The organism is Janthinobacterium sp., assembly GCF_009923995.1.
Classification (GTDB): domain Bacteria; phylum Pseudomonadota; class Gammaproteobacteria; order Burkholderiales; family Burkholderiaceae_D; genus Janthinobacterium.
In genome coordinates this window covers 1-8,761 of the sequence record NZ_RFSK01000105.1, presented here as the reverse complement: position 1 = coordinate 8,761, position 8,761 = coordinate 1, and the positions used below count along the sequence as shown (strand labels likewise).

The following is an 8,761-nucleotide window of genomic DNA, read 5'->3' as shown; positions in this document are numbered from 1 at the left end:
CATGGATGCGCATCCATGGCCTCGAACACGGCCAGCGCCACGGCGCGGATGCCCGCCTGCGGCGCCTCGCCCAGCGGCACGGCATCCATGGCGCGGGCGACGATGGCGTCGCTGGCGGCCGTAAACAGATCGTCCTTGTCGGCCACGTGCCAGTAGATGGCGCCCGCCCCCGTGGCCAGGCGCGTGGCCAGGGCGCGGAAGGTCAGGCCGGCCTCGCCATCCGCATCCAGCAGGGCAATGGCCGCATCGATGATGGCGTCGCGCGTCAGCGAGGCGGCGCGTCTTGATGGTGTCGCTACATTTTTCAGCATCGCTTATCTTGACACAGATGGGGGCTTGCCGCAAAATTCTTATGGAACGACGTTCCACTAAAATATCAACAAGCCATTGCCACCTGCAAGGAGCATCATGCATATCACCATCATCGGCGCGGGCCTGGGCGGGCTGATGCTCGCCCGCGTGCTGCACGTCCACGGCATCGCCGCCACCATCTATGAAGCGGACGCCTCGCCGCAGGCGCGCAGCCAGGGCGGCATGCTCGACATCCATGCGGAGAGCGGCCAGCGGGCGCTGCAGGCGGCCGGCCTGCATGACGCGTTTCGCGCCCTCATCCATGCGGGCGGCCAGGCCAGCCGCGTGCTCGACCGGCATGGCACGGTCCTGCTCGACGAAGGCGACGACGGCACGGGCGGGCGGCCGGAAGTGCCCCGCGGCGCCCTGCGCCATCTGCTGCTCGATGCGCTGCCGGGGGGCACCGTGCGCTGGGGCCACAAGCTGGCGTCCATCACGGTGATGGAGGACGGCCAGCACCTCGTCCACTTCGCGAATGGCGCCACGGCAACAACCCAGCTGCTGGTGGGCGCGGACGGCGCCTGGTCGCGGGTGCGGCCCTTGCTGTCGGGCGCGCAGCCCGCATACTCGGGCGTGTCCTTCATCGAAACCTATCTGCACGACAGCGACCGCCGCCACCCGGCCAGCGCGCGCGCCGTGGGCGGCGGCGCCCTGTTCGCGCTGGCGCCCGGCAAGGGCATCCAGGCCCACCGCGAAGCCGATGGCGTGCTGCACGCCTATGTGGCACTGAGCAAGCCCGAGGAATGGCTGGCCGCCATCGATTTCACCGATCCCCCTGCGGCCCGTGCCCGCATCGCGGCGGAATTCGACGGCTGGGCGCCGGCCCTCACGGCCCTCATCACGGATGCCGACACGCCGCCCGTGCCTCGTCCCGTGCATGCCTTGCCGGTCGATCACTGCTGGCCCCGCGTAGCGGGCGTGACCCTGCTGGGCGACGCGGCCCACCTGATGGCGCCCGCCGGCGAGGGGGCGAACCTGGCCATGCTCGACGGCGCGGAACTGGCGCAGGCGCTGGCCGCGCATCCGCACGACGTGGAAGCGGCCCTGCAGGCCTACGAAACGGCGCTGTTCGCCCGCAGCGGCGCGGCTGCGGCCGAGTCCGAACGGGTCTTGCGCCTGTGCTTTGGCGCCGACGCCCCGCACAGCCTGCTCGACTTCTTTGCACAGCAGCAGGAAGCCGTGTAGGCCCATCGGCCAGGTCCCCGGCGCAAACCCCGACGCCAGCGCCGTTTATCGGGGATAATACGGCTTTCCCCATTCCCAGCGTCCGTGCCACGATGAAATACCCAGCAGTTCTTCCCTTCAGCGACATCCTGCCACGCCTGCATGAATTCGATGCCATCATCGACGTGCGCAGCCCGTCCGAATTCGCGGAAGACCACCTGCCGGGCGCCGTCAACCTGCCCGTGCTGAACGATGAAGAGCGCGTGCGCGTCGGCACGCTGTACAAGCAGACCAGCGCCTTCGAAGCGAAGAAGCTGGGCGCGGCGCTGATCGCGAAAAATATCGCGCAACATATCGAGGACGGCTTCCTCGGCCACCCGCAGCACTGGAAACCGCTCGTCTACTGCTGGCGCGGCGGCAACCGCAGCGGCGCCATGGTGCACATCCTCGCGCGCATCGGCTGGCCCGTCACGCAGCTCGACGGCGGCTACAAGGAATACCGGCGCCACGTGAACGCCGAGCTGGCCACCCTGCCCGACCGTTTCGATTTCATCAACGTGCTGTGCGGCCCCACGGGCAGCGGCAAGAGCCGCTTGCTGCAGGTGCTGGACCAGCAAGGCGCCCAGGTGATCGACCTGGAACGCCTGGCGGCCCACCGCGGCTCCGTGCTGGGCGGCTTGCCGGAGGCGGACCAGCCCTCGCAAAAGGCCTTCGAGAGCGCCCTGTGGCAGCAGCTGCGCCATTTTGACCCCGCATCTCCCGTCTTCATCGAATCGGAAAGCAAGAAAGTGGGCCGCTTGCGCGTGCCCGACGCGCTGATGGAGAAGATGCGCGCGGCCACCTGCACGGACGTACGGCTCGATATGGCCCAGCGCGTGCAGCTGCTGATGCAGGATTACGAACATTTCGTCGGCGACGCCGAACGCCTGAACGTGCAGCTGGCTTTGTTGACGCAGCTGCATGGCAGGGAGAAAATTACCCATTGGCAAAACCTGGCGACGGCGGGCCGCATGGCCGAACTGGTGGAAGAGCTGCTGGTGCAGCATTACGACCCCGTCTACCGCCAGTCGATCCAGCGCAACTTCAGCCGCTACGCCCAGGCGACGCCGCTGGCCTTGCCCGATATTTCCGAACATGCTTTTGAGCAAGCCGCACGGGCATTATGTGCTATCGTCGGCGACAACCGTACCGCCAGCGCCGCGTGAACCCCGGCGCCGCCTTTTATACCTTTTTTGAGCAGGATGACGACCATGTCCGATAGCGCAGCAACACCCAATACTCCCATCCGGTTGACCGAATTTGCCCATGGCGGCGGCTGCGGCTGCAAGATTGCGCCGGGCGTGCTGGCCGACATCCTGAAAGGCAGCGGCGGCTTTCCCATGCCGAAGGAATTGCTGGTCGGCATAGAAACCTCCGATGACGCGGCCGTCTATCAGCTCAACGACGAGCAGGCGCTGATCGCCACGACGGATTTCTTCATGCCCATCGTCGACGACCCGTTCGACTTCGGCCGCATCGCCGCCACCAACGCCATTTCCGACGTGTACGCCATGGGCGGCACGCCCATCATGGCCCTGGCCCTGGTCGGCATGCCGATCAACAAGCTGCCCGTGGAAACCATCGGCCTCATCCTGAAAGGCGGCGAAAGCATCTGCGCCGAGGCGGGCATTCCCATCGCGGGCGGCCACACCATCGATTCCGTCGAGCCGATCTATGGCCTCGTCGTGCTGGGCCTCGTCCACCCGTCGCAAGTGAAGCGCAACGCGGGCGCGCGCCCCGGCGACAAGCTGGTGCTGGGCAAACCGATCGGCGTGGGCATCCTGTCGGCCGCGCTGAAGAAGAATGCGCTGGACAAGGACGGCTACGCCTCCCTGATCGCCAACACGACCAAACTGAATACCCCGGGCAAGAAGCTGGCCCTGCTGGACGGCGTGCATGCGCTAACGGACGTAACGGGCTTCGGCCTGCTGGGCCACGCGCTGGAACTGGCGCGCGGCGCCAAGGTGCAGGCGCGCATCGCCATGGATGCCGTGCCGCTGCTGCCGCAGGTGCAGCAGCTGGCCGAAAACGGCAACATCACGGGTGCCTCGGGCCGCAACTGGCAAGGCTACGGCGCGCAAGTGGCGCTGGCCGACAGCCTCAGCGCCATCGACAAGGCCATCCTGACGGACCCGCAGACGGCCGGCCCCCTGCTGGTGGCGTGTGCGCCGGAAGCCGTCGAGCAAGTGCTGGCGATTTTCCACGCAGAAGGCTTTGCCGACGCCACCGTCATCGGCGACGTGCTGGAAGGCAGTACCGGGGTTTCCGTCATTTAATGAACCATTTTTTTGCAAAGGCAGTCCCATGACCACGTTCTCTAAATTCCCCGCCATCCTGGCCACCGTCGCCGCCACCCTCGCCATCCACAGCGGCCTGGCGCAGGCACAGCAAGTGCTGCGCGTGTCCGCCATTCCCGACGAAGCGCCGACGGAATTGCAGCGCAAGTTCAAGCCGCTGGGCAGCTATCTGGAGAAGAAGCTGGGCATGAAGGTGGAATTTACGCCCGTCACCGATTACGCGGCGTCCGTGGAAGGCTTGATCAATCACAAGCTGGACATGGTCTGGTTCGGCGGCTTTACCTTCGTGCAAGCGAACGTGCGCAGCGGCGGCAAGATCGTGCCCCTGGTGCAGCGCGAGGAAGACACGAAGTTCCGCTCGGTTTTTGTGACCACCAGCAAGGACATCAACCAGTTGTCCGACCTGAAAGGCAAGAACTTCACGTTCGGCTCGGAATCGTCCACCTCGGGCCACTTGATGCCGCGCTACTACTTGCTGGCCGCCAAGATCAACCCGGACACGGACATGAAGCGCATCGCGTTTTCCGGCGCGCATGACGCCACCGTGGCGGCCGTGGCCGGCGGCAAGGTCGATGCGGGCACCTTGAACATTTCCGTGTGGGAAAAGCTCGTGGAAGCGAAAAAGGTCGACCCGGCCAAGGTGCGCGTGTTCTACACGACGCCCGGCTACTACGACTATAACTGGAGCGTGCGCGCCGATATGAACCCGGCCGTGCGCCAGAAGCTGACGGACGCCTTCCTGGCCCTGGACCCGTCCACGCCGGAAGGCAAGGAAATCCTGGAACTGCAGCGCGCCACGAAGTTCATCCCCACCAAGGCGGAGAATTACAAGGATATCGAAGCGGCCGCGCGCAATGCGGGTTTGCTGAAGTAATTTCCGACACGCGGCAGAAATCTGGGGTCAGACCCGTCGGGTCTGACCCCGGCTCTTTGCCCCGGACTTCAACAGATGTAACAACTCTCCAGCAATCGTAGCCAACAAACGCATGACATTCCAACTTCACAAGGTCAGCGTCCACCACGCGGGCGCCGCCGGCCATGCGCTGGCCCTGCGCGAGCTGGACCTGGACGTGGTCCAGGGCGAACAGATCGCCCTGATCGGCCCCTCGGGCGCCGGCAAGACCAGCCTGCTGCATACCCTGGCGTGCGCGCTGCGCCCCGCGTCCGGCACCTTGACCATCCTCGGCACGTCCCCCTGGCAACTGGCCAGCCGTGAACGCCACGCCTTGCGCGCGCGCCTGTTCCTGGCCCCGCAGACCCCGCCCCTGCCGCCGCGCCAGCGCGTCGTCAACGCCGTGCTGGCGGGCCGGCTGCCCCAATGGAGCTTGTGGACGGCCATCCGTTCGCTGCTGGCGCCCGTCGACCCGCGCGCCGCGTGGGAAGCTTTAGGTAAATTCAACCTGCAGGACAAGCTGTATGCGCGGGTCGACCGCCTGTCCGGCGGCGAACGCCAGCGCTGCGGCATGGCCCGCGCCCTCGTGTCGGATGCGGAAATCTTCCTCGTCGACGAACCGCTGTCCGCCCTCGACCCCACCCTGGCCCTGCAGACCATCGCCGTATTGCAGGCCGAAGCGACGCAGCGCCACGCCACCCTCGTATGCAGCCTGCACCAGGTGGAGATCGCCCGCGCCTGTTTTCCCCGCATCGTTGCCTTGCGCGATGGAAAGATCGTCTTCGACTTGCCTGGCGCCGAAGTCAGCGACGCCATGATAGAGCAGCTGTACCGCAACAAGGCCGATCCCGCGCCGCAGTTCGAGGCCGTGGAAACGCTGCTGGACGCCGCGAGGCCCCGTTGCTGAAGCCCGCCGCCGCCCTGCCGCGCGACCCTGCCTGGCGCGGCCGCCTGACCGCCACGGCCGTCGTGCTGCTCGTGCTGTGGCCCATGCTGGTGCAGGCCGAATTCAAGCCGTGGATACTGTGGGATGCGCAAAGCCTGGCCGCCACCTGGCAGTTTATTTCCAGCTTCGTGCCGCCCGCCCACTCGGCGGAATTCCTGCAACTGGTGGCCACGTCCGCCTGGGAAACCATCGCCATGGCCACGGCCGGCATGGCGCTGGCCATGCTGGGCGCCATCCCCCTGACCCTGCTGGTGACGGAACGCTTGTCGATTTCGCGCATCGGTTCCGGGCGGGTGTCGCCACTGGCCGCCGGCGTGCGCCATGGCGTGCGCGCCGTGCTGGTGCTGCTGCGCAGCGTGCCGGAACTGGTATGGGCATTGCTGCTCGTGCGCATCGTGGGACTGGGTCCGACGGCAGGCGTGATCGCCATCGCCCTCACGTATTGCGGCATGCTGGGCAAGGTCTACGCGGAAATCCTCGAATCGTCGGACGCGGCCGCCTGCAACGCCCTGCTGCACAACGGCAGCGGCCGCCTCAAGGCCTTGCTGTACGGCGCCCTGCCCGAATCGGCCGCCGAACTCGTGTCGTACACCATCTACCGCTGGGAATGCGCGATCCGCGGCTCCGTCGTCATGGGCTTTGTCGGCGCGGGAGGACTCGGCCAGCGCATGGATGAATCCATGAAGATGATGGCAGGCAATGAACTGGCCACCATGCTGATGGTCTTCGTGCTGCTGGTGGCGGGCGCCGATGCCGTGTCCGCCATGCTGCGCCGGAGGCTGGCATGAAAACGAAAGCGATGCTGCCGGGCTTGCCTACCCCTGCGCCCGTGCGCTGGTCCACCTGGGCCTTGCTGGCCGGTTTATTGCTGCTGGTCATCGCCAGCTTCGCCACCCTGCCCCTGAAATGGGGCGAGTTCTTCAGCGCGGACGCCCTGCGCTCCACGCGCGACTTCCTGCACGGCTTCGCCCCGCCCGAGCTGGCGCCCAACTTTTTGATGAAGGTCGGCGTGGCCACGTTTGAAACGCTGGCCATGTCGGCCATCGGCACGGTGATCGCCGCCGTGCTGGGCGCGTTGCTGGCCCTGCCCGCCAGCGGGCGCTTCGGCAACGTGGCGCGCAACGCCACGCGGGGCGTGCTCAATGTGCTGCGCTCGATTCCCGAACTGGTGTGGGCGTCGATCCTGCTGATCGCCGCCGGCCTGGGCCCGTTCGCCGGCACCCTGGCGCTGGCCCTGCACACGGTGGGCGTGCTGGGACGGTTGTTTGCCGATGCCTTCGAGAATTGTCCGCCCTTGCCGGCCGCCACCCTGCGCATTAATGGCGCCCGGCCCGCCGTCGCTTTTTTGTATGCGACCTTGCCGCAGTGCAGCCCGCAGATGATGTCCTACACCCTGTACCGCTGGGAAAACAACATCCGCGCCGCCGCCATCCTCGGCGTCGTGGGCGCGGGCGGCCTGGGGCAGATGCTGAAATACCATCTGTCCCTGTTCCAGATGCCCAGCGCCGCCACCGTCATCGTCGCCATGCTGCTGATGGTGGCGGCTGTCGACGGCCTCAGCTACGTGCTGCGGCGCGCCATGACCCGTTAATCTCTACCGCAGGAAGGAGTAGCCATGTCAGGCTGGTGGACCATCATCTCGACCGACACGCCGGAACAGATGGCCGACATGACGCAAGTCAACAAGGCCGCCTTCCTCGCCACGTGGGAAGCGGGCCTGTCCGGTGCAGGCTGGATCGCGCAGCAGTGCCACGACGGCAAGGCGACCCAGCTGTCGTCGAACGGCTTTCCCAACCGCTACACGACTTCGGCGGACGTCATCGTGCCCCTGCTGCAGGCCGGCATCGCCGAAGCGCGGGAGGGCGAATTCCCCCAGGACAAGCTCACGGCCTGGCCGGGCACCATCACCATGCATGGTCAGCGCATCGCCGCCTGCGCGCCAGGCCAGTTGCTGACGGTGGAACTATGGGATCAAGCATGACAGCTCAACTTGGCAAGATTCCCCTGCAGGTCGAACACCTGGCCTGGTTCAGCCAGCACCTGGGCGGGCGCTTGCGCGCGGCAGGATTGCGCATACAGTTTCATGACAAGCAGCAAGCTGGCATCCATTGGAAGGTGGCATGTCCCGAAGAATACCAGGTGGCCATCCTGCAAGGCTTGCACGAGGGCATGAACGACGCTTTCCCCCACTATCTGGCAGAGCGCGGCATGTGGATCACGGCCGTGCTGGTGGATGACGTCAACTCCTCGCCCGATGCCTTTTACCGCGCGGGCTTGCTGGCGGTCGCCCAGGCCAGGGCACTGCTGGACCTGTCAGGACGCGCGTACAACATGGCGTGAGCAAATTTACGCGAACGGCAGCAAACAAGACTGCGATCCTGTTAATATTATTAAATACTTAAATCACTGGCGCCATCCCGGCGATGCGCGCCATGCCATTCAGGTATGACGGTACTATTCCCGCCGCTGCGGCCCACACTTGCATGGACGACTCGCCACCATGAAAAAACTGCTGTTCGGCACCTTTGCCGCCTGCTGCACGCTGCTCTCCCACGCCAGCGCCGCCCCTGTCGAAGACTTTATCGGTACCTGGAAACTGGAACGCACTACCGTGCCGAACTATATCGTCATCAAGCAGGAAGGCGAGCACCTCGTCGCCCTGCGCTATACGCGCAACGTGCTCACCAGCAAGATCGTCGAGCGGCGCTTTCCCGCCAGCTATGCAAACGGCGATGTCAGCATCGCTTCCGGCGACATGGTCATCGAGGCGCGCAGCGTCAACGACGTGGCGACCGTGACGATGCTGGCCGAAGCGTACAAGAAAATTTCCACCTCCACGGCCGCCCCGGCCAGTTAAGGAATGCCGCAGCGTTGAATCCCATACTCATCCGCCCCACCACCGCCGGCGACTGGCCGGCGCTGAAGTCCGCGCGCCTGGCCGCCCTGCTCGACGCTCCCACGGCCTTCGGCGCCAGCCATGCCAGCGCGGCACGCTTTTCCGATGCCGACTGGCAGCAGCGCGCCATCCCCACCCCGCAGCGCACCTTCTTCCTCGCCTTTGACGCAGAACAA

General features: G+C 66.0%; 11 protein-coding genes and 1 pseudogene. 11 read left to right on the top strand and 1 reads right to left on the bottom strand.

Going from position 1 to position 8,761, the window contains the following annotated elements; all coding sequences use genetic code 11:
* On the bottom strand, positions 1-311 hold a 311-nt coding region (locus tag EBS11_RS27325; protein WP_290608470.1), incomplete at its 3' end, for a TetR family transcriptional regulator.
* Between the two features lie 97 nt (positions 312-408).
* On the opposite strand from EBS11_RS27325, the gene EBS11_RS27320 reads away from it, so the two are divergent.
* The 11 genes and pseudogenes from EBS11_RS27320 to EBS11_RS27270 all read left to right on the top strand — a co-directional run.
* The gene (locus tag EBS11_RS27320; protein ID WP_290608465.1) at positions 409-1,536 is read left to right on the top strand and encodes an NAD(P)/FAD-dependent oxidoreductase; all 1,128 of its coding nucleotides are present in this window, start codon (positions 409-411) and stop codon (positions 1,534-1,536) included.
* A gap of 92 nt (positions 1,537-1,628) precedes the next feature.
* On the top strand, positions 1,629-2,720 hold the full coding sequence (mnmH, locus tag EBS11_RS27315) for a tRNA 2-selenouridine(34) synthase MnmH (RefSeq protein WP_290608463.1): 1,092 nt from the start codon (positions 1,629-1,631) through the stop codon (positions 2,718-2,720).
* Between the two features lie 45 nt (positions 2,721-2,765).
* The gene (gene selD / locus EBS11_RS27310) at positions 2,766-3,830 is read left to right on the top strand and encodes a selenide, water dikinase SelD (protein ID WP_290608461.1); all 1,065 of its coding nucleotides are present in this window, start codon (positions 2,766-2,768) and stop codon (positions 3,828-3,830) included.
* 28 nt (positions 3,831-3,858) lie between these two features.
* Complete coding sequence (locus EBS11_RS27305) at positions 3,859-4,725, top strand: putative selenate ABC transporter substrate-binding protein (RefSeq protein ID WP_290608459.1); 867 nt, start codon at positions 3,859-3,861, stop codon at positions 4,723-4,725.
* 112 nt (positions 4,726-4,837) lie between these two features.
* Positions 4,838-5,650, top strand: a complete 813-nt coding sequence (locus tag EBS11_RS27300) for an ATP-binding cassette domain-containing protein (RefSeq protein WP_290608458.1) — start codon at positions 4,838-4,840, stop codon at positions 5,648-5,650.
* The gene (locus EBS11_RS27295) at positions 5,644-6,477 is read left to right on the top strand and encodes an ABC transporter permease (RefSeq protein WP_290608456.1); all 834 of its coding nucleotides are present in this window, start codon (positions 5,644-5,646) and stop codon (positions 6,475-6,477) included. Before EBS11_RS27300 ends, EBS11_RS27295 begins: the two co-directional genes overlap by 7 nt.
* Complete coding sequence (gene phnE, locus EBS11_RS27290) at positions 6,474-7,280, top strand: phosphonate ABC transporter, permease protein PhnE (RefSeq protein ID WP_290608453.1); 807 nt, start codon at positions 6,474-6,476, stop codon at positions 7,278-7,280. Before EBS11_RS27295 ends, phnE begins: the two co-directional genes overlap by 4 nt.
* A 24-nt stretch (positions 7,281-7,304) precedes the next feature.
* Positions 7,305-7,670, top strand: a complete 366-nt coding sequence (locus EBS11_RS27285) for a hypothetical protein (protein WP_290608451.1) — start codon at positions 7,305-7,307, stop codon at positions 7,668-7,670.
* Positions 7,667-8,029, top strand: coding sequence for a hypothetical protein (locus EBS11_RS27280; protein ID WP_290608449.1), 363 nt, complete (start codon positions 7,667-7,669; stop codon positions 8,027-8,029). The genes EBS11_RS27285 and EBS11_RS27280 overlap by 4 nt, the downstream gene beginning before the upstream one ends.
* A gap of 160 nt (positions 8,030-8,189) precedes the next feature.
* Positions 8,190-8,546, top strand: coding sequence for a hypothetical protein (locus EBS11_RS27275; protein ID WP_290608447.1), 357 nt, complete (start codon positions 8,190-8,192; stop codon positions 8,544-8,546).
* A gap of 14 nt (positions 8,547-8,560) precedes the next feature.
* Positions 8,561-8,761 (top strand): annotated as a pseudogene (locus tag EBS11_RS27270) (GNAT family N-acetyltransferase); the annotation flags it as partial.

Bases quoted from the DNA above. Each gene is read 5' to 3' on its own strand.
- EBS11_RS27320 (WP_290608465.1), top strand. From the start codon at position 409: ATGCATATCACCATCATCGGCGCGGGCCTGGGCGGGCTGATGCTCGCC.
- mnmH (WP_290608463.1), top strand. From the start codon at position 1,629: ATGAAATACCCAGCAGTTCTTCCCTTCAGCGACATCCTGCCACGCCTG.
- selD (WP_290608461.1), top strand. From the start codon at position 2,766: ATGTCCGATAGCGCAGCAACACCCAATACTCCCATCCGGTTGACCGAA.
- EBS11_RS27305 (WP_290608459.1), top strand. From the start codon at position 3,859: ATGACCACGTTCTCTAAATTCCCCGCCATCCTGGCCACCGTCGCCGCC.
- EBS11_RS27300 (WP_290608458.1), top strand. From the start codon at position 4,838: ATGACATTCCAACTTCACAAGGTCAGCGTCCACCACGCGGGCGCCGCC.
- phnE (WP_290608453.1), top strand. From the start codon at position 6,474: ATGAAAACGAAAGCGATGCTGCCGGGCTTGCCTACCCCTGCGCCCGTG.
- EBS11_RS27285 (WP_290608451.1), top strand. From the start codon at position 7,305: ATGTCAGGCTGGTGGACCATCATCTCGACCGACACGCCGGAACAGATG.
- EBS11_RS27280 (WP_290608449.1), top strand. From the start codon at position 7,667: ATGACAGCTCAACTTGGCAAGATTCCCCTGCAGGTCGAACACCTGGCC.
- EBS11_RS27275 (WP_290608447.1), top strand. From the start codon at position 8,190: ATGAAAAAACTGCTGTTCGGCACCTTTGCCGCCTGCTGCACGCTGCTC.